We start from the raw sequence: 20474 nt of genomic DNA, 5'->3' as shown, positions 1-20474 counted from the left end.
CGGAAAAGCGCGGTGTGCGTGCGGCGTCGGCCGGAAATGTGTCGTTTGCCCCTCGGAAGTCGGGGAATTTGGCGAAACCGCCCAATAATAATCGGCGTCGATCCGCGCCATTAACAGTTTGAGAACCATAAACTCGCATTGATTCTCCTATTGCACACATAGCTTTTCATAGATCCACAACTTAAACCTGTTTCAGGAGGCATGCTCATGATGCCGTCTACGACACCCGAACGCCAGCAGCCGGCGGCAACGCCGCGCTCCATGCGGGTCGTGACAGAGGGGATCGGCTCCGATCTCGAACGCTTCAGCGCCGACAATACACATGTCGTCAAGCAGATCAGGCTACTGGCGATCAACGCGCTCATCGAAGCGGCGCGCGCCGGCGAGACCGGCAAGGGCTTCGCGGTCGTCGCCAACGAGGTGCAGCGTCTCGCCCAGATCGCCAGCGAGATCGCCGGCACGTTCGAGAGCAACGTTCTCGGCCGCATCGGCCTTTCGCGCCGAATGGCGGATGGGCTGGTCAACGAGCTCGAAGGCGTGCGGCTGACCGACCTTGCGCAGACGCTCGTTCAGCTGATCGTTCGCAATCTTTTCGAGCGGACCGCGGATGTGCGCTGGTGGGCGACGGACGCGGCGCTCTGGCAAACCTTGCAGGAACCCGGCGCGGAAAGCGCCAGCTTCGCGGCCGAGCGTCTCGGCGTCATCAACCGCTTCTATACCGTCTATCTCGATCTCGTGCTGACCGACCTCAAGGGCCGGATCATCGCGTCGGCAAATCCCGATTTCCAACGGCGACTCGTCAATATCTCGCTGGCTGGCGAAGCCTGGTACAAGACGGCGATCCTTTGCCAATCCGGCAGCGATTACGTGGTCGACGAAGTCTGCAACAGCCAACTGCATGGCGGACGTACGACGCTGGTCTATGCGACGGGCGTGCGCGAAGGCGGAAAGCTCGATGGAAAGCTCATCGGAACGCTCGGCGTCTACTTCGACTGGGAAAACCAGGGACAGGCCATCGTCGACAAGGAAGCCAATCTGCCGCCTCAGGTCGCCGACCGTACGACGGTGATGATCCTCGACGGCGCCAAAAGGATCATCGCCTGCAGCAATCCATCCCTGATGTTCAGCCGGTTTGCCCTGCAAATTCAGCATGGGCAGGAGCGCGGCAGCTATTACGACAACAACGGCTCCATCGTCGCCTATGCGAAGACGCTCGGCTACGAGGATTACGACGGATTGGGCTGGTATGGGGTGGTTGTACAACAGACCGAAGATGAGACCGCGATCAAATCGATCCTCAATCTGAGATAGCGAGGTCGGAGCTACAATATCCCTGTTCTCGCGGCAACCAAACACGCATGCGCGACCTTCGGCTTTAGCTTTAGTTCAGACTTTAGTGTAATTATACCAATTAAATTTTAAGGCAGAGCGCCCACTCTGTTTGCGAAGCATTGTCTAAAGGTCTCAGGGAATATCATGCGCACAGATACCGGCCAGGTCATCAATCTGGCAGATTACCGTCCCACCGATTTCGTACTCGAGCGCGTGGATCTGACGTTTGAACTTGACCCGACCGCGACCAAGGTAGATGCCCGCCTGATCTTCCACCGCCGCAAGGGCGCCGATCCCAAGGCGCCGCTCGTTCTGGACGGTGACGAACTCGCTTTGTCCGGCCTGCTCTTCGACCAGACCGAAATGAAGGCCAGCCAATATACGGCGACGCCCGACAGCCTGACGATCCGCAACCTGCCGAAATCCAAGCCGTTCGAACTGACGATCACCACGATCATCAATCCGGAGGCCAACACCAAGCTGATGGGCCTTTATCGCACCAACGGCGTCTACTGCACCCAGTGCGAGGCCGAGGGCTTCCGCCGCATCACCTATTTCCCCGATCGTCCCGATGTGCTCGCGCCCTACACGATCACCATCATCGGCGACAAGGCCGCCAACCCGGTCATGCTGTCCAACGGCAACTTCCTCGGCGGCGCCGGCTATGACGAGGGCCGGGCCTTCGCCGCCTGGTTCGATCCGCATCCGAAGCCAAGCTACCTCTTCGCGCTGGTGGCCGGCGATCTCGGTGTCGTCGAAGACACGTTCGTCACCATGTCGGAACGCGAGGTCACGCTGAAGATCTACGTCGAGCACGGCAAGGAAGCGCGCGCGGCTTACGCCATGGATGCGCTGAAGCGCTCGATGAAGTGGGACGAGGAACGGTTCGGCCGCGAATACGATCTCGACATCTTCATGATCGTCGCCGTGTCCGACTTCAACATGGGCGCCATGGAGAACAAGGGTCTCAACGTCTTCAACGACAAGTACGTGCTGGCCGATCCGGAGACCGCGACCGACCAGGACTACGCCAACATCGAAGCGATCATCGCCCACGAATACTTCCACAACTGGACCGGCAACCGCATCACCTGCCGCGACTGGTTCCAGCTCTGCCTCAAGGAAGGCCTGACTGTTTATCGCGACCACGAATTCTCGGCCGACATGCGCTCGCGTCCGGTCAAGCGCATCGCCGAGGTGCGCCACCTGAAATCCGAGCAGTTCCCCGAGGATGGCGGCCCGCTGGCGCATCCGGTGCGCCCGACCACCTATCGCGAAATCAACAACTTCTACACGACCACGGTCTACGAGAAGGGCAGCGAAGTCACGCGCATGATCGCGACGCTGCTCGGCAAGGATCTGTTCAAGAAGGGCATGGATCTCTATTTCGACCGGCATGACGGCCAGGCCGTGACGATCGAGGATTTCGTCAAGTCCTTCGAGGATGTGAGCGGACGCGACCTGACGCAGTTCTCGCTCTGGTATCATCAGGCCGGCACACCGCTCGTCACCGCCGCAGGCGCCTATGACGCCGCCGCCAAGAGCTTCACGCTCGCGCTCGAGCAGATGGTTCCGGCGACGCCCGGCCAGACCGACAAGAAGCCGATGCACATTCCGCTCAGCATCGCGCTCTTCGCCGAAGACGGCACGCCGCTTGAACCGTCCTCGGTCGATGGCGCCGAGTATGGCGACAACGTGCTGCATCTGACGGAGCGCAGCCAGAAAGCCACTTTCAAGGGCATCGGCTCGCGGCCGATCGTCTCTATCAACCGCAGCTTCTCGGCCCCGATCAACCTGCATTTCGATCAGTCGCCCGCGGATCTGGCGCTTCTCGCCCGCCACGAGACCGATCACTTCGCGCGCTGGCAGGCGCTGACGGACCTCGCATTGCCGACGCTGCTTGCGGCCGCCCGCGATGCCCGCGACGGCAAGCCCGTCGTCGCCTCCAAGGACTTCGTCGAGGCGCTGCTCGCGGCAGCGGCGGACGAAACGCTGGAGCCGGCCTTCCGCGCCCAGGCGCTGGCGCTTCCGAGCGAATCCGACATCGCCCGCGAACTTGGCGGCAACAACGATCCCGACGCCATCCACGCCGGCCGCTCCGCCGTGCTTCAGCAGGTCGCCGACGCAGGCAAGAGCGTCTTCGCGTCACTCTACGACAGCATGACCACGCCCGGCGATTTCAGCCCGGACGCCAGGAGCGCTGGCCGCCGTGCGCTCCGCAACAGCGCGCTCACCTATCTGTCCTACGCCGAGAACGTGCCTGATCGGGCAAAGGCGGCCTTCGATGCCGCCAACAACATGACCGACCTGATGCAGGCGCTGACGATCCTCGCGCACCGCTTCCCCGACAGCAGCGAGGCGGCCGCGGCGCTCTCCACGTTCCATGACCGCTTCGCCGGAAACGCGCTCGTCATCGACAAGTGGTTCTCGGTGCAGGCGACCATTCCGGGTACGAAGGCGCTCGAGCGGGTGTTGAAGCTGATGGACAATCCGCAGTTCAAGCGCAGCAATCCCAACCGGGTGCGCGCGCTGGTCGGCACATTCGCCTTCGGCAACCCCACCGGCTTCGGACGCGCGGATGGTGAGGGCTACCGCTTCCTCGCCCGCGAGATCCTCGATATCGACACACGCAACCCGCAGTTGGCGGCGCGCATCCTCACCTCCATGCGCTCCTGGCGCTCGCTCGAGCCCGCGCGCGCCGAACATGCACGCAAGGCACTGACCGCGATCGCCAAAGCGCCCGCACTGTCGACCGATGTTCGCGACATCGTCGAGCGCACCCTCAAGGGGTGATTTGCAACGCGAGGCGGCCGAGCCGGTCTAAGCCGCCTCCGATGAACCTTGGAAAAATCAGCACTTAGAATCGGTTAACAGATTTTTACCTTTTCCTCTGGACAAGGCGAATCACCAGTGATTCATTGAGTCAGGTTCGGGCGAGCGGCGCAGCGAATCACGAGGGATCAAGGCTGAAAAATGATGAACGTGCGGCGGGCAACCGCGGCCGAGGGACGGCTGCGTGTCGATTTCGAAAGCTTCCGCGCCTGGCGTGAGAGCTTCACCGGCAAGGCTGCCGCCACCTCGCGCCCCTCCTCCTCTTCCCGAAGCTACACGCATGCCGAGTCCGTGTTGAAACGCGCCATCCCCATCCTGATCGTCGCATTCCTGGCTGTCGTCGCGGCCTCGTATTTCTTCGGCATGCTCTCCGAGCACGACCGCATGCAGGCCGCGGCCCGCCACTCCACGACGCTCGCCGCCGCAACGGCCGCCGCCGCCTTCGCGGATTCGGCCGCCATCTTCGACAGCGGCGACGCGTCCGAGGGCCAGGCTCGCCTTGCCCGCTTCCTGCCGCAGGACCGCCTCGGCGACGACGCCTTCGTTCTTCTTGTGCAGTCGAGCGGCAAGGTCTTCGCGGCTTCCGCCGCCGGCGCTGCCTATGTCGGCGCCGGGATCGGCGACTTCTTCTCCGAGGTGTCCGCGATCCGCCGCTTCGGCGACCGGGCTGGCGTCATCGAGACGACCATCGCCGGCCAGCCGCATTACGCGCAGATCACACTCATCGGCGACAGCGGCGGCTATGTGGTCGCGGCGACCTCGCTCGATCGCGTCAGCCAGCTGTGGCGCGAGGAGCTGACGCTCAACGTCACCCTGTTCGCCGGCATCTCCTCGATTCTGCTGGTCATTCTTTACGCCTATTACATGCAGGTTCGCCGCGCCCGCCATGCCGACGAGATCTTCGTCGAATCCAACCTGCGCGTCGAAACCGCGCTGTCGCGCGGCCGCTGCGGCCTGTGGGATTTCGATTTCGACCGTCGCGAATTCTTCTGGTCGCGCTCGATGTACCAGATGCTCGGCCTTCCGGGTGGCGACGGCAACATGTGCTTCGGCGACGCGGCCCGGCTGATGCACCCCGACGACAGCGGTATCTATGAAATCGCCCGTTCGGTCGCCCGGGGCGACGCGGAGCAGATCGACCAGATCTTCCGCATGCGCCATGCCGCCGGCCATTACGTCTGGATGCGCGCTCGCGCGCAGGTCATCCGCACCAATGCCGGCAATGTCCACATGATCGGCATCGCCATGGACGTGACCGAACAGCACCGTCTCGCGCAGCGTTACGCGGAAGCCGACCAGCGGCTGGCGGACGCGATCGAAAGCACCTCCGAAGCCTTCGTGCTGTGGGACAAGAACGACCGGCTGGTCATGTGCAACACCCACTTCCAGCAGGCCTATGGCCTTCCCGACAACGTGCTGGTGCCCGGCACGGAGCGCGCCACTGTCAACGCCGCCGCCGCCCGCCCCGTCATCGAACGCCGGATCGCCGACGCCCATGGCAGCGGCTACTCGCGCACCAGCGAAGTGCAGCTCGCCGACGAGCGCTGGCTGCAGATCAACGAGCGGCGCACCCGGGACGGCGGCATGGTTTCCGTCGGCACCGACATCACGCTTCTGAAGCGTAACCAGGAGCGCCTGCGCGATTCCGAGCGCCGCCTGATGGCGACGATCGGCGACCTCTCGTCCTCCCGCCAGTCACTGGAAAGCCAGAAGTCCGCGCTGTCTTTGGCAAACGCCAACTACCTCGCGGAGAAGGAACGGGCGGAGGCCGCCAACAAGGCGAAATCCGAGTTCCTCGCCAACATGTCTCACGAACTGCGAACGCCGCTCAACGCCATCCTCGGCTTCTCCGAGATCCTGCAGGACGAGATGTTCGGTCCGCTCGGCTCGGCCAAGTACGACGAGTATGCCCGCGACATCCACCACAGCGGCCGGCACCTGCTCAATGTCATCAACGACATTCTTGACATGTCGAAGATCGAAGCGGGCCACATGAAGCTTCAGTGCGAGACGATCGACCTCGCGCCACTGATCGAGGAAAGCCTTCGCTTCACCGCGATCCCGGCACGCGAAAAACGGATCGAGATCCAGCAGCGCATCTGCGATGGCATGACGCTGACGGCCGATCGCCGGGCGGTGAAGCAGATCCTGCTCAACCTGCTGTCCAACGCCGTGAAGTTCACCGACGAGGGCGGCCGGATCGCGGTGCGCACGCGGCGCACCTCGGGCGGCGTGATGCTGACGATCGCCGATACCGGCATCGGCATCCCGACGACCGCGCTCAGCAAGATCGGCCAGCCCTTCGAACAGGTCCAGAACCAGTACGCCAAGAGCAAGGGCGGCTCCGGACTTGGCCTCGCCATCTCCCGCTCGCTGACGACTCTGCACGGCGGGCGCATGAAGATCCGCTCGCGCGAGGCGATCGGCACTGTGATTTCGCTACTGATCCCCGACAGCGCCGCTTAATTTTTGACGACCGACTGGAAGACCTTCCGCACCGTCCTTGACAGCTGCTTCATCTCTCCCTCGAGCGTCTTGATGTCGGGGCAATCCCCGGCCCGGCAGACGAGATCGATGAGACCCGCCGGAGCGTCCTTGGGGTCGAATGGGCCATCGATGCAGAGGCGGATGAGCTGCGAGAGCTCGGTGTAGAGCGCGAAGGCCTTGATGCAGCTATCCAGATCGGCCGCCGCCATCAGCGGCGCGGCGAGCTCCCTCAGCGCTTCGCCGGTGCTGACCCCATTGACCTTGACCGCGACATCCTTCGCCGGCGCGATCAGCGCCAGATATTGCGCGATGAACTCGATATCCACGACACCGCCGGGGACGAGCTTGAGGTCCCACATGTTGGCCGCCGGCTTTTCCTGTTCGATCAGCGCGCGCATCTCGGCCACGTCCTTCGCCACCTTCTTCACGTCCCGCCGCATCGACAGCACTTCCACGATCACGCGCTCGACGTCATCGATCAGGCTGGCATCGCCGCAGATCAGCCGCGCGCGGCTCAAAGCCATGTGTTCCCAGGTCCAGGCTTCCTCGCGCTGGTATTTCGCAAACGAGCCGACGCGGGTGGCGACCGGCCCCTTGTTGCCCGAGGGGCGCAGGCGCATGTCGACCTCGTAGAGCACGCCCTCGGCCGTCGGCGCCGATAGGGCGGCGATCAGCCGCTGGGTGATGCGGGTGAAGTAGCGAACCGCGTCCAGCGGCTTGGCGCCGTCGGATTCCTCGGCTGCGTCGTCGTAGTCGTAGAGCAGGATGAGATCGATGTCGGAGCCCGCCGTTAGCTCGAAGCTCCCGAGCTTGCCCATTCCGGCGACGGCGACGCGGCCGCCGGGGAATTTGCCGTGCGCCGCCTCGATCTCCGAGAGCACCGCATTCAGCGCCGCCTCGACGATCAGATCCGCCAGGTGCGTGAAGGCGCGGCCGGCCATCGCACCATTGATCGAACCCGTCAGCAAGCGAATGCCGATCAGGAAGCGCTGCTCGGCGGCGAAGATGCGCAGCCGGTCCAGCACCTCCTCGTAATAGCGCGCCTGCTGCAGCGAGCCCTTGAGCCGTCCCGCCAGATAGTCCCGCGTCGGCAGCTCGGCCATCAGGCCGGGATCGAGCATGCCGTCGAAGACGTGCGGCCTCGCAGCGATGACTTCGGCGAGCTTCGGCGCCGCCGACATGATGTAGACGATCAGCGACAGCAGCGCCGGATTGCTGCCGAGCAGCGAGAAGAGCTGGATGCCCGCGGGCAACCCCGAGATGAAGCTGTCGAACCGCAGGATCGCCTCGTCGGCGCGCTTGCTTTCGCCGAAGACGCGCAACAGTTCCGGCGTCAGTTCCGTCAGCCGTTCGCGGGCCTCGACGGACTGCGTCGCCTTGTAGCGCCCGTAATGCCAGGTGCGGATGACGCGGGAGATGTCGGAGGGCCGCTCGAAGCCGAGCTTGCGCAGGGTGACCAGCGTGTCGGGATCATCGTTCTGGCCGGTAAAGACGAGGTTGCCCGTCTCCGTCGACAGCCTGGTCTCCTGCTCGAACAGCCGGGCATAACGGCGCTCGACGGTCTTGAAGACCTCGACAAGGCGCTCGGAGAAACTCGGCGTGTCGCTGAAACCCATCATATAGGCGATGCGCTTCAATTCACCCTCGGTCTCGGGCAGCAGGTGGGTCTGCTCGTCGCGGACCATCTGGATGCGATGCTCGACGTCGCGCAGGAACCAGTAGGCTTCCGTCAGCTCCTCGCAGGTCTCCTCGTCGATCCACTTGGCCTTGGTGAGCTCGTGAAGCGTTTCCTCGGTGGCGCGCGAGCGCAGCGCCGGCATGCGTCCGCCGGCGATCAGCTGCTGCGTCTGGGCGAAGAACTCGATCTCGCGGATACCGCCGCGACCGAGCTTGACGTTGTGCCCCTTGACGGTGATCGCCCCATGCCCCTTGTGCGCATGGATCTGCCGCTTGATCGAGTGGATGTCCGAGATCGCCGCGTAGTCGAGATACTTGCGGAAGACGAAGGGGGTGAGATCACGCAGGAAGCGGTCGCCGGCGGCGATATCGCCCGCAACCGGGCGGGCCTTGATGAAGGCGGCGCGCTCCCAGTTCTGCCCCCTGCCCTCGTAATAGACCATGGCGGCATCGATCGACACCGCAAGCGGCGTCGCGCCGGGGTCCGGGCGCAGCCTTAGATCGGTCCTGAAGACGTATCCGTCGCCCGTCCGCTCCTGCATGATGCGGACGAGCCGCCGCATCAGCCGCGGGAAGATATCGATCGCATCGTCGGGATCGGACAGAATACCGGCATGCTCGTCGAAGAAAACCACGAGATCGATGTCGGACGAATAGTTGAGCTCGCAGGCGCCGAGCTTGCCCATGCCGAGCACGACAAGGCCCGATCCCTCGCTCGGGCGCGCGACGTTTTTCAGCTGCAGCTTTCGGGCCTCGTGCGAGGAGAGCAGCAGGTGATCGATCGCGGCAGAGACCGTAGCCTCGGCAAGCCTGCTCAGCCACGCGGTCGTCATGCGGCCATCGAAGACGCGGGCGAGATCGGCGAGCGCCAGCAGAAACGCCACCCGGCGCTTGACCGTACGCAGGCGGCCCATGACCTCGCTTTCGTTCGGAGACGCGCCGTCGCGCGGCATCCAGGCGTCACGCGCCTCGAGGATCAGCGCCTCCAGGCGCGGCTCCAGCGGCTCGCTTATCGCAATCGCGAGAATGCCGGGATCGATGTTGGGGATGTCGCGCAGATAGGGCGAGAGCGTCAGCGCCGCCGGGATGAAATCGCGGAGCGCGCCGTCGGTCTTCAGCATGTCGGCCACGGCGGGTTCGTCGGCGCCGATCTTGTGCAGATCGTCAAGCACGAGCTTCAATTCGGTCTTGCTCAACGGCTTCAACAGGCCGTCGATCCCCTCGCTCAGGCTGTGCGTCGAATTCGTCAGCATGCGCCCTCCCTGGCATCAGGTGGCGAAAGTCGAAGCAGAATCAAAGCTGCCTGCGCCACCTGAGGCTAAGTTAGGGTCTGCGACGCAAATGGCCAACAGGCAAATCGGCGCGTCGCCCGCAACGCCTACTTCACGGGAAAGACGAGCGTGACGGCGAGGCCTCTATTGGCCGCCGCGTCCGGCTCGGTGTCGGACAGTTCCAGCTTGCCGCCATGCAGTTCCATCACCGCTTCGACAAGCGACAGGCCCAGGCCGGTGCCGGGCTTGGAGCGGCTCTCGTCAAGCCGCACGAAGCGCTTCAGCACGTCCTCGCGCTTGTCGGCCGGGATGCCGGGGCCATGATCGGCGACCTGCAGGCAGATGGCATCGGGACGGCGCGTCAGCCGCAGCGAGACTTCGCCGTCCGCGCCCGCGGAATATTTCACGGCGTTGTCGATCAGGTTGAAAATCGCCTGGCCGATCAGTTCGCGGTTGCCCTGCACCTCGATGCCGGGTTCGATATCAGTGGTCATGGCAAGGCCCGCCTCGTCGGCCACCGGCTCGTAGAGTTCGGCGCTGTCGGCGACGATGGCCGAGAGATCGATCGTCGTCATCTCGGCGGCGACGGAGCCGGCCTCGACGCGCGAGATCATCAGCAGCGCGTTGAAGGTGCGGATCAGCTGGTCGGATTCCGAAATGATCCCTTCCAGCGCCACGCGGCGGGTATCGGCGTCGGGTGTATCGATCGCGTCGGCGGCCTTGTTGCGCAGTCGCGTCAGCGGCGTCTTCAGGTCGTGGGCGATGTTGTCGGAGACCTGGCGCAATCCCTCGTTCAACTTCTCGATACGGCCGAGCATCGCATTCAGCGACACGGAGAGACGATCGAATTCGTCGCCGGAGCCGCCGACCGGCAGGCGCTGCGAGAGATCGCCGGCCATGATCTTCTTGCTCGCCGCCGACATGCGATCGATGCGTTTCAGCGCGTTGCGGCCGATGCCGAACCAGATGATGACCGCGCCGAGGCCCATGATCGCCAGCGCGACCATCAGCGCCTGCCTGACGAGCACGCGGAACGCCTCCGGCTCGCCGAGGTCGCGGCCGATCAGGATGCGCAGGCCATTGTCGAGCACGTTGATGTTGGCGACAGCCATGTGCGGCTTGCTCTGGCCGGCCTCCGCGTATCGCTGGTAGCGAAACGGCACGCTGGTCCAGCCCTGCTCGTCGAGCACGCCCGGCTGCACGGAGGCGACGTTGCCGGCGAGGATATCACCCGAGGGACCGGCGATGATGTAGAGGTTGGCGCCCGGCTGACGGGCTCGGCGCTCCATGGTTCGCAGGAGCAGGTTCATGCCGCCATTGTCATAGGCGCGCTGAACCTGATCGACCTCCTGCTGCACGGCCTCTCGAATCTGGTTGGTCATCAGCCGCTCGGACATCGCCGTCACGTAGAAGACGAGCGTCGCGGCGCAGATGGCGAAGAGCAGGATGTAGAGAGCCGAAAGGCGGACCGCCGTGGACTTGAAGAGAACCAGGAAGCGGTTCATCCGTCATCCTTGATCATGTAGCCGGCGCCGCGAATGGTTTTCAGCAGCGGCATGCTGAAATCCTTCTCGATCTTCGAGCGCAGCCGCGACACATGCACGTCGATGACGTTGGTCTGCGGGTCGAAGTGATAATCCCAGACGTTTTCGAGCAGCATGGTGCGTGTGACCACCTGGCCGGCGTTCTTCATCAGATATTCGAGCAGGCGGAATTCGCGCGGCTGCAGCGGGATTTCCTTGCCGCCACGGCGCACTTCATGGGCGAGCCGATCGAGCTCGAGATCGCCGACGCGGTAGACGACGTCCTGATCGGGCGTTCCCTTGCGACGGCCGAGCACCTCGACGCGCGCCAGAAGCTCGCTGAAGGCATAGGGCTTGGGGAGATAGTCGTCGCCGCCGGCGCGCAGGCCGGTCACGCGGTCGTCGACCTGGCCGAGAGCGGAGAGAATGAGAACGGGGGTGTGGATGCCCTTGCGGCGCAGCTCGGCGATGACGGAAAGGCCATCGCGGCGCGGCAGCATGCGGTCGATGACAAGCACGTCGTAGGTGTTTTCGGTCCCCATGAAGAGGCCGCTTTCGCCGTCGCTTGCGTGGTCGGCGACGATACCCGCCTCACGAAAGGCTTTCGTGAGATAGGCCGCCGCTTCCAGATCGTCTTCGATGATGAGAATCTTCATGCGGCCGACATTACCCGCCGGCTGTGTTTCGGCAAGGCTCAAAGCGTGATCGTCTTGCTGGAAGGTCATTGTCGTCACCCGCGGTGGTTTGACAGGAGGAGCCGCGCGCTGGCGCGGCCCCTCATTTCAGTCTGAACGCTTAGCCCTGGTTTTCCACCGGAAGGGCCACGAAGCGGCTGCCTTCCTTGGACTGGATCTGGAACAGCGCGCGGGTGCGGCCTTCCTTCTTCGCCTGGTTCAGCACCTTGACCACATCGTCGGCCGAAGAGACTTCCTGGTTGTTGACCGAGGTGATCTTCTCGCCTTCCTTGATGCCCTTGTCGGCGGCGTCGGAGTTCGGGTCGATGCCGGTGATCTGCAGGCCCTTGCCGTCGTCGGCGGGGCCGACCGACAGACCGAGATCGGCGAGCGCCTTCTCGGATGCCGGGGTCTGTGCTTCCGGCGCCTGATCGCCGTCGTCTGTCGAGGCCTGCTGCTGTTCGGCCGGCAGGGTACCGAGTTCAACCGTCACCGGCTGCACCTTGCCGGAGCGCCATACGGAGAGCTCGACCTTCTTGCCCGGCGTCATCGCGCCGATGCGGCGGCTGAGGTCACGGGCGTCCTTGACGGTCTCGCCATTCACAGCGGTGACGACATCGCCAGCCTTGAGGCCGGCCTTTTCACCCGGCGTTCCGGCCTGCGCCGAAACGACCAGCGCGCCGCTTGCCTCGGACAGGCCGAGCGAATCGGCGATATCCTTGTTGACCGGCTGGATCTGCACGCCGAGATAACCGCGCGAGACCTGGCCGTTCTTCATCAGGTCGGCGACGACGTCCTTGGCGGTCGAGGCGGGGATGGCGAAGGCGATGCCGACGCTGCCGCCCGACGGCGAGAAGATGGCGGTATTGATGCCGACCACCTCGCCGCTGAGGTTGAAGGTCGGGCCGCCGGAGTTGCCACGGTTCACCGCGGCATCGACCTGGAGATAGTCGTCATAAGGACCGGAGCCGATATCGCGGCCGCGGGCCGAAACGATACCCGCCGTCACCGTACCGCCGAGGCCGAACGGGTTGCCGACGGCCACGACCCAGTCGCCGACGCGGACGTTGTTGTCGTCGGCCCAGTTGACGTAGGTGAACTTCTTGCCCTTGCCGTCGACCTTCAGGACCGCGAGATCGGTACGCGGGTCCTTGCCGATCAGCTTGGCCTCGAGTTCGGTGCCGTCCTTCATGACGGCGACGAAGGCCGCGCCATCTGCGACGACGTGATTATTGGTGACGATATAGCCGTCTTCCGAGATGAAGAAGCCGGAGCCCTGGGCGACGGGACGCAGGCGACCCTTTTCGTCATGCTGGCCCGGGCCGCCTGGAGGACGAGCGCCGGGAGGTCCACGACGACCCTGCTCCTCGCCGAACTGGCGGAAGAACGGCTTCAGCGCATCGGGCACGTCATCGAAGTTGCGGCCGCCGAAATCGAAGGAGAAGCCATTGCCTTCTTCCTCGGAGACCGGCTTGATGCGGCTTTCGACGCGAACCGACACGACGGCCGGAGAAACGGCGTCGACGACATTGGCAAAGCTCGGAACGGACGGCGCCTCGACCTTGACCGCCTCGGCGTAGGACGGCGTGAGTTGGAGAGGAATGCCGGTCGCCAGAACGGCGGCGGCGAGGCCCGCGACGGTCGAGGCCTTGAGCACGGTCGACAGTGACGGAGCTTTGATAGTCTTCAGCATGAGACGCACCTTTTTATATTCAGATCCACGGGACCGGCGGTTACCGGATCGGTCAATGGATGAAGATATAGAACGGCACACCTTACTGCGAACTGTCCGAGGCATGAAAAATTCGTAATGTCCGTCCCTTTCGCGCGAATGGCGGACAAACGGACGGCGCTACTTCTTCAACAACTCGTCCAAACGGGCCCGCTCGTCCGTCGTCAGCGGCGATCCCGTCGGCTGTCCCGCATAGCGCCGGGCGAAAACGACGAGCGACAGAGCGCCCAGCAACGCCAGAAGGATCGGCGCGCCCCACAGCAGAACCGTCTTCGTCCCGAAGCGCGGCTTGAGCAGAACGAACTCTCCGTAACGCGACACGATGTAGTTCATTACCTGTTGGTCGCTGTCGCCATCGGTCAATCGCTTCCTGACCAGCAGCCGGAGATCTTTCGCCAGTTCCGCGTTGGAATCGTCGATCGACTGGTTCTGGCACACCATGCAGCGCAGTTCGGCCGATATGGCGCGCGCTCGGCTCTCGAGCGCGGGATCGGCCAGCATCTCGTCCGGATTGACCGCGAAGGCGGGAACCGACAAGCCCAGCAGCATGATAGCCAGAAGCAGGCGACGTATCATTCGGCCGGCTCCATGGCGGGCTGCACGGGCCTTGCCTTGCGGCGCGGGGCGCCGACGCGCAGACGCCGGTCGCTGAGCGAGACAAAGCCACCGATCGCCATCAAGATCGTGCCGCCCCAGATGAACAGGATGAAGGGCTTCCACCATATGCGCACGACCATGCTGCCGTCGTCGGCGGCATCGCCCAGCGAAACGTAGAGCTGGCTCGCGCCGAAGGTGAGGATGCCGGCTTCCGTCGTCGGCATCTGGCCGGCTGTGTAGATACGCTTGGAAGACCAGAAATCACCCACCTCGTCCACACCCCTGGACACGGTGAAATGGCCCCGCTCTTCGGTGAAGTTCGGGCCGTTGGCCTTCTTCATGCCGTCGAAGCGCAGCCGGTATCCGCCGGCGTCCGTCACCTGGCCCGGCTTCATCTGAATGACACCCTCCGTCTGGAACGTCGTCACCGCCACGATGCCGAGCACGGTAACGCCAAGCCCGCCATGCGCGAGCGCCGTGCCGAAGGCCGAGCGCGGCAGTCCCTTGAGGCGTCGCCACGCGATATCCAGCCGCTGCTTGCCGATGCCGGCACGATACCAGAGGTCGGCGATGGCGCCGAAGACCATGAACAGGCCGGCGGCCAGGCCGAGGACCGACAGGATCGGCCCGCCGTGCTGGATATAGAAGAAGACGAGCGCGACGACGAAGGCGACGATCGCCACCATGTAGAGCCGCTGCAGGGCGCCAAGCATATCCCCGCGCTTCCAGGCGAGAAGCGGCCCGAAGGGCACGATGACGAGCAATGGCGCCATCAGGAGGCCGAAGGTCATGTTGAAGAAGGGCGGGCCGACCGAGATCTTGTCGCCGGTCAGCGTTTCCAGCACCAGCGGATAGAGCGTCCCCGTCAGTACGGTGCCGCAGGCGACCGTCAGGATCAGGTTGTTGACGACAAGCGCGCCTTCTCGGGAAATCGGCGCGAAGAGGCCGCCGGCGGTCAGCCTCGGCGCCCTGAAGGCGAAGAGTGACAGCGAGCCGCCGATGAACAGCAGCAGGATGCAGAGAATGAAGAGCCCGCGCGAGGGGGCGCTGGCGAAGGCGTGAACCGACGTCAGCACGCCAGAGCGCACGAGGAAGGTTCCCATCAGCGACAGCGAGAAGGTCAGGATCGCAAGCAGCACGGTCCAGATCTTCAGCGCCTCGCGTTTCTCCATGACGAGCGCGGAGTGCAGCAGCGCCGTACCCACGAGCCAGGGCATGAAGGAAGCGTTCTCGACCGGATCCCAGAACCACCAGCCGCCCCAGCCGAGCTCGTAATAGGCCCAGTAGGAGCCCATGGCGATGCCGAGCGTCAGGAAGGTCCAGGCGGCCAGCGTCCAGGGGCGGACCCAGCGCGCCCAGGCAGCGTCGATGCGGCCCTCGATCAGGGCCGCGACGGCAAACGAGAAGCAGACGGAGAAGCCGACATAGCCGAGATAGAGCAGCGGCGGATGGATGGCGAGACCGATATCCTGCAGGATCGGGTTCAGGTCCTTGCCCTCGGCAGGCGCCGGGTCGAGGCGCTCGAAGGGATTGGAGGTCAGCAGGATGAAGAGCGCGAAGGCCACGCAGATCCAGGCCTGCACCGAGAGCACATTGGCCCTCAGCGTCTCGGGCAGATTGCGTCCGAAGAGGGCGACGAGCGCGCTGAACAGGGCAAGGATCAGCAGCCAGAGGAGCATCGACCCTTCATGATTGCCCCAGACGCCGGAGTATTTGTAGATCAGCGGCATCAGCGAATGCGAATTTTCCCAGACGTTCTTGACCGAGAAGTCCGACGAGACATGCGCGTAGGTGAGCGTGGCGAAGGAGAAGGCGACAAGCAGGAAGGTGACCAGCGAACCGATCGGCCCGACATCCATCATCGCCTGGTCCATGCGCCTGGCGCCGACCAGCGGGACGACCGAAACGACGATCGCGGTGGCGAGCGCCAGGATGAGAGCGTATTGGCCGATTTCGATGATCATTTCCGCGCCTCGTCCTCTTTCCAGAGCCCCTGCTGCTTCAGCCTGTCGGCGACGTCCTTGGGCATGTATTTCTCGTCATGCTTGGCAAGCACGGTATCGGCGGTGAAGACGTCGCTGCCGCTTTCGAAGGTGCCCTCGGTCACCACGCCCTGCCCCTCGCGAAAGAGATCGGGAAGAATGCCGGTGAACCGCACGGGGACCAGATCGCCCGAGGCATCGGTCACCGCGAAACGCACCGTGGAACCCGCCCCTCTGATGACGCTGCCCTCGCCGACCAGGCCGCCGAGGCGGATACGGGTTCCAGGCGGCACCGGGTTGCTCGCCAGATCCGCTGGCATGTAGAAATAGGCGACGGAATTGCTGAAGGCGAACATGACCAGCAGCACGGCCGCGACGATGAAGCTCATGCCGCCGCCGATCACCGCAAGGCGTTTCTGCTTGCGCGTCATTGCACCGTTCCTTGTGTCGCCGTGGCGTCCGCCGGCAGACCGAGCTCGCGGGCGAGCGCGACCAGCTGCTTGCCCTTCTCGCCGTCGGCGGGGAAAGCGGCAAGCCCGCGCTGCAGCGCCGCCGCCGCGCGGTCCTTGTCGTTCAATACCATATAGGAGCGAACCAGCCGCAGCCATCCATCCAGATTGTCGGGATTCTCGGTCAGCTTCGCGTCGAGACTGTCGACCATGCCGCGGATCATCTGCTGGCGGTCGCCGCTGTTCATCTGATCGGCTGCAGCGACATCGGCCTGCGTCGGTCCGCCGAGCGGGGCCGGCGCGGCGGAAGCGCTGCCGGCGGCCGGCGTGCCGCCGTTTTCGCCCGCTGCCGTCTCGGCGCCACCCTTCTGGGCTCCACCGTTCTTCGCGCCACCGTTCTTGGCGATATGCTCGTTGACCAGCGGCATCCATGGCGCATCGGCCGGAGATTGGCTGGCGATCGCCTCGAAGCCGGCGCGGGCCTCGTCGGCCTTGCCCGCCTGCTCCAGGCCGAGCGCGATGTAGAAGCGGGCGCGCGGGTTTTCCGGTTCCAGCGCCAGCGATCGCGTCAGCGCGTCGCGGGCATCGTTGGTCACCACGCCGCTCGATGCGGCCATCAGCGTTTCGGCAAGCCCGTCAAGCCGGACCGGCGTTTCGCCGAGCAGCCGGATGGCGTTGCGGTAGGCTGTCTCGGCATCGGCGATGCGCATGGTGTTGAAGTAGATCGGCGCCAGGATATCCCAGCCCTTGCCGTCATCGGGGTTCTGGGCGAGATGCCGCTCGGCCTTGGCGACGAGAATCGCCATGTCGTTGCCCGGATTCTCCAGGCGCGCCTGGAGGGGCTGCGAGGGCAGATCGGGCCTGCCCATCATGATGTAAAGACAGAGCCCCGTCAGCGGCAGCAGCACGATGACGAAGAGCTCGGCGGCGCGTCGATATCCGCGTGTCTGCCTGGGAGCAGCGGCAACTCCGGCGCTCGACACGGCAATCAGCCGGCGGCCGATCTCGGCGCGGGCGTATTCGGCCTCCTCGGCTGAAATCAGGCCGACGGCGCGGTCACGGTCGAGCTCGGCAAGCTGGTCGCGGTAGACGGCGCTCTCGCCGGCACGGCTATCCTCCCCCGCCTTCGAGCCCCGCATGAGCGGAAAAAGCAGAATAGCGGCGACCGATGCCGTCATTACGGCCAGGAGAATCCAGAAGATCATCATCGCCAATTACTCGAAGCGCGTGATCATTCCAATATGCAAAGCCGCGATGACGATGATTTGAAGCAATTTGCCGCATCTTACCGGACAGGCGAGACGTCCGGCGTTCGTTCAGCCCAATGGCGACCAGCTGCCATCGCCGTTGCGGCAGGCCGAACCGCGCGCCAGCGTCTCCTTGCCGTCGATGGTGAGCGTGTGGCTGTACTGGCGGCAATTCTGCGAGCCGACCTGATAGGGCGCCGAGGCCACGACCTTGCCGCTGACGTTGCGACCGCTCCACGCGACCGCCTGACCGGCGGCCGCCCCTTCGAGCGCGCGATATTCGGCTTCCAGCGCCCGCTGTCGGTCGCTGTTGCTCAAGGTCACGCCGGTTCGCCCGACGATGCCGCCCTGCAGGGCTTCGATGATGGAGGCGGAGGCCGAGGTCTTGTGTCCGCCGAAAAGGCTGAACGACGGGCTGCTCTTCGTCGTCTGGCAACCGGACAACGTCACGCATGCCACGAGAGAAAGACCAATTATGCCTTTTGAGCGAAGTATCATCCAGCTGAACCCGAACAAGGTGTCAAACGCGCCAAAGATGCAGGCCCACCCGCCTCAGGCCAAGGTAAAGCATGCTATGCAAGTGCCTTTCTGGCATCAAGCCGCCCGTCACGCAACATCCTTTGTCACGCCGGGAAGAATAAGGCGCGCTTTCAGCCCGCCCCACTCGCCGCGCGACAGTTCCAGACGCCCCTGATATTCGTTGGCGATCTCGGTGACGATCGACAGGCCAAGGCCGGTGCCGGGCTTGCTCTCGTCGAGCCGGCGTCCGCGTTTCAGCGCCTCGCGGATCTGGTCGGGCTCCAGACCCGGACCATCATCCTCGACGATCGCCTCGACCCAATGGCGGCGGGCGCTGCCCTCCCCGCCCTTGACGTCATCGGGCGCTTCGGCGACCGAAAGCCTGACCTTGTGCACGGCGAAGCGCGAGGCATTCTCCAGCAGGTTGCCCACGACCTCTTCCAGATCCTGCTGCTCCAGCGCCACGGCCAGATGCGGCGGATTGACAACAAGGTCGAATTCCTTGTCGACGTTCAGGCGGCGCATGACGCGCACCAGCCGTTCCAGCGCCGGCTCGGCGTCGGTGCGGGCGAGAACGGACTCGCGCTGGGCGGCGATGCGGGCGCGGTTGAGATAGGATTGCACCTGGCCCTGCATCGATTCCGCCTGGCTCTTCACCAGCTCGCCATGCGAGCGCTCCAGCACGCGCGCCTCGTTGAGCAGAACCGCGATCGGCGTCTTCAGCGAATGCGCGAGATTGCCGACCTGCATGCGGGCGCGCTCGACGATGCGGCGGTTGCTGTCGATCAGCGCGTTGACCTCGTTGGCGAGCGGCAGGATTTCGCGCGGGAACTCGCCCTTCAGCTGCTCGCTTTCTCCGGCGCGGATGCGCTCCAGCGCGGCGCGCGCCTTGTCGAGCGGCTTCAGGCCATAGAGAATGGCGAGCGCGTTGACGATCAGGCTGCCGACGCCGAAGCCGGCGAGCGCGAGATAGAGACTGTGGGAGAAGTTACGGACGTCGTCCTCGACGACCCCGACATTGCCGGTGACGCGAAAGCGCGCCGCGCGTCCGTCGGTGTCGAGCACCACTTCCGTCTCGGCCACCTGGATACGGTTTTCGGAGGTGTCCGTCACCTGGTAGTAGCGCTCGTAATTCTTGTCGAACGGCGCTTCCAGTACGGAGGGAACGGGGATGGTGGTGACGCCGAGCGAGGGCGAAACCAGCGGCGGGGCGGTGTAGGTCCCGAGCGGCTCGACCATCCAGTACCAGCCGGTCTTGGGCTGGGCGAAGCGCAGGTCGCCGAGCTGCGGGCTCCCCGACAGCGCGCCCTGATCGCCGATCGCCACAGAGTTTATGACGTTGTAGAGCTGCGCGCGCAGGAGATCCTGAAAGCCGCGCTCGGCGCTCTTGCGATAGAGCGTCGAGATCAACAGGCCGATCACGACAAGCGCCACGGTCGACCAGATCGTGGTCAGAAGCAGGACGCGTGCGGTGAGAGACTTAATTCGCATTGGTCGGCGCTTGGATGCGGTAGCCGAGACCGCGCACCGTTTCGATCAGATCGACGCCCATCTTCTTGCGCAGGCGACCCACGAAGACTTCGATCGTGTTGCTGTCGCGGTCGAAATCCTGGTCATACATGTGTTCGACCAGCTCGGTGCGCGACACCACCTCGCCCATGTGGTGCATGAGATAGGCAAGCAGCCGGTACTCGTGCGAGGTCAGCTTCAGCGCCACACCGTTGACCACGGCCTTGGAGGTCTTGGTGTCCAGGCGGACGGGGCCGCAGACGATCTCGGAGGACGAATGGCCGGCGGCGCGACGGATGAGCGCGCGGATGCGGGCCAGCACCTCCTCGACGTGGAACGGCTTCGTCACATAGTCGTCGGCGCCCGCGTCGATGCCGGCGACCTTGTCGCTCCAGCGGTCGCGGGCCGTCAGGATCAGCACCGGCATGCCGCGACCGGCGCCGCGCCACTTCTCCAGAACGCTGACGCCATCAAGTTCGGGAAGGCCGATATCGAGGATGATCGCGTCATAGGGTTCGGTATCGCCGAGGAAGTGTCCCTCCTCGCCGTCGAACGCCTGATCGACGACGTAGCCGGCCTCCTTGAGCGTATCGCTCAGCTGACGGTTCAGATTGACGTCGTCTTCGACTACCAGGATGCGCAT

14 protein-coding genes are annotated in these 20474 nt (G+C 64.4%); 3 read left to right on the top strand and 11 right to left on the bottom strand.

Translation table 11 applies throughout. From position 1 onward, the window contains the following. Positions 1-207: 207 nt before the first annotated feature. The 3 genes from GGQ67_RS25480 to GGQ67_RS06865 all read left to right on the top strand — a co-directional run bounded on the left by GGQ67_RS25480 (position 208) and on the right by GGQ67_RS06865 (position 6630). Positions 208-1311 carry a methyl-accepting chemotaxis protein gene (locus GGQ67_RS25480; RefSeq protein ID WP_183899456.1) on the top strand — a complete coding sequence of 368 codons (1104 nt, stop codon included), beginning with the start codon at positions 208-210 and terminating at the stop codon, positions 1309-1311. 165 nt (positions 1312-1476) lie between these two features. Continuing rightward, positions 1477-4125, top strand: a complete 2649-nt coding sequence (gene pepN / locus GGQ67_RS06870; RefSeq protein ID WP_183899455.1) for an aminopeptidase N — start codon at positions 1477-1479, stop codon at positions 4123-4125. Positions 4126-4305: 180 nt separating this feature from the next. Continuing rightward, on the top strand, positions 4306-6630 hold the full coding sequence (locus GGQ67_RS06865; RefSeq protein WP_183899454.1) for a PAS domain-containing sensor histidine kinase: 2325 nt from the start codon (positions 4306-4308) through the stop codon (positions 6628-6630). Here the strand turns inward: GGQ67_RS06865 and GGQ67_RS06860 are convergent. The 11 genes from GGQ67_RS06860 to GGQ67_RS06810 form a co-directional block, all read right to left on the bottom strand. Then, positions 6627-9581 carry a bifunctional [glutamine synthetase] adenylyltransferase/[glutamine synthetase]-adenylyl-L-tyrosine phosphorylase gene (locus tag GGQ67_RS06860; RefSeq protein ID WP_183899453.1) on the bottom strand — a complete coding sequence of 985 codons (2955 nt, stop codon included), beginning with the start codon at positions 9579-9581 and terminating at the stop codon, positions 6627-6629. The genes GGQ67_RS06865 and GGQ67_RS06860 overlap by 4 nt on opposite strands. A 125-nt stretch (positions 9582-9706) precedes the next feature. After that, positions 9707-11104 carry a sensor histidine kinase gene (locus tag GGQ67_RS06855; protein ID WP_183899452.1) on the bottom strand — a complete coding sequence of 466 codons (1398 nt, stop codon included), beginning with the start codon at positions 11102-11104 and terminating at the stop codon, positions 9707-9709. Then, positions 11101-11778: a response regulator transcription factor gene (locus GGQ67_RS06850; protein ID WP_210279579.1), complete on the bottom strand. Its 678-nt coding sequence runs from the start codon at positions 11776-11778 to the stop codon at positions 11101-11103. The genes GGQ67_RS06855 and GGQ67_RS06850 overlap by 4 nt, the downstream gene beginning before the upstream one ends. Positions 11779-11917: 139 nt before the next feature. Next, positions 11918-13489, bottom strand: coding sequence for a Do family serine endopeptidase (locus tag GGQ67_RS06845; protein ID WP_183899450.1), 1572 nt, complete (start codon positions 13487-13489; stop codon positions 11918-11920). Between the two features lie 159 nt (positions 13490-13648). Continuing rightward, positions 13649-14104, bottom strand: coding sequence for a cytochrome c-type biogenesis protein (locus GGQ67_RS06840; RefSeq protein WP_183899449.1), 456 nt, complete (start codon positions 14102-14104; stop codon positions 13649-13651). Continuing rightward, the gene (locus GGQ67_RS06835) at positions 14101-16089 is read right to left on the bottom strand and encodes a heme lyase CcmF/NrfE family subunit (RefSeq protein WP_183899448.1); all 1989 of its coding nucleotides are present in this window, start codon (positions 16087-16089) and stop codon (positions 14101-14103) included. The genes GGQ67_RS06840 and GGQ67_RS06835 overlap by 4 nt, the downstream gene beginning before the upstream one ends. Beyond that, a complete protein-coding gene (ccmE, locus tag GGQ67_RS06830; protein ID WP_183899447.1) occupies positions 16086-16538 on the bottom strand; it encodes a cytochrome c maturation protein CcmE in 453 nt (150 codons plus the stop codon). The genes GGQ67_RS06835 and ccmE overlap by 4 nt, the downstream gene beginning before the upstream one ends. After that, complete coding sequence (gene ccmI / locus GGQ67_RS06825; RefSeq protein ID WP_183899879.1) at positions 16535-17761, bottom strand: c-type cytochrome biogenesis protein CcmI; 1227 nt, start codon at positions 17759-17761, stop codon at positions 16535-16537. Before ccmI ends, ccmE begins: the two co-directional genes overlap by 4 nt. A gap of 111 nt (positions 17762-17872) precedes the next feature. After that, positions 17873-18301, bottom strand: coding sequence for a hypothetical protein (locus tag GGQ67_RS06820; protein WP_183899446.1), 429 nt, complete (start codon positions 18299-18301; stop codon positions 17873-17875). Positions 18302-18409: 108 nt separating this feature from the next. Continuing rightward, complete coding sequence (locus tag GGQ67_RS06815; RefSeq protein WP_183899445.1) at positions 18410-19813, bottom strand: sensor histidine kinase; 1404 nt, start codon at positions 19811-19813, stop codon at positions 18410-18412. After that, on the bottom strand, positions 19803-20474 hold the full coding sequence (locus tag GGQ67_RS06810; RefSeq protein ID WP_183899444.1) for a response regulator transcription factor: 672 nt from the start codon (positions 20472-20474) through the stop codon (positions 19803-19805). The genes GGQ67_RS06815 and GGQ67_RS06810 overlap by 11 nt, the downstream gene beginning before the upstream one ends.

This window comes from Rhizobium metallidurans, assembly GCF_014196505.1.
GTDB classification, from domain to species: domain Bacteria; phylum Pseudomonadota; class Alphaproteobacteria; order Rhizobiales; family Rhizobiaceae; genus Rhizobium; species Rhizobium metallidurans.
Note: the sequence above shows the minus strand (reverse complement) of the source record. Positions and strands in the feature narration are given on the sequence as shown.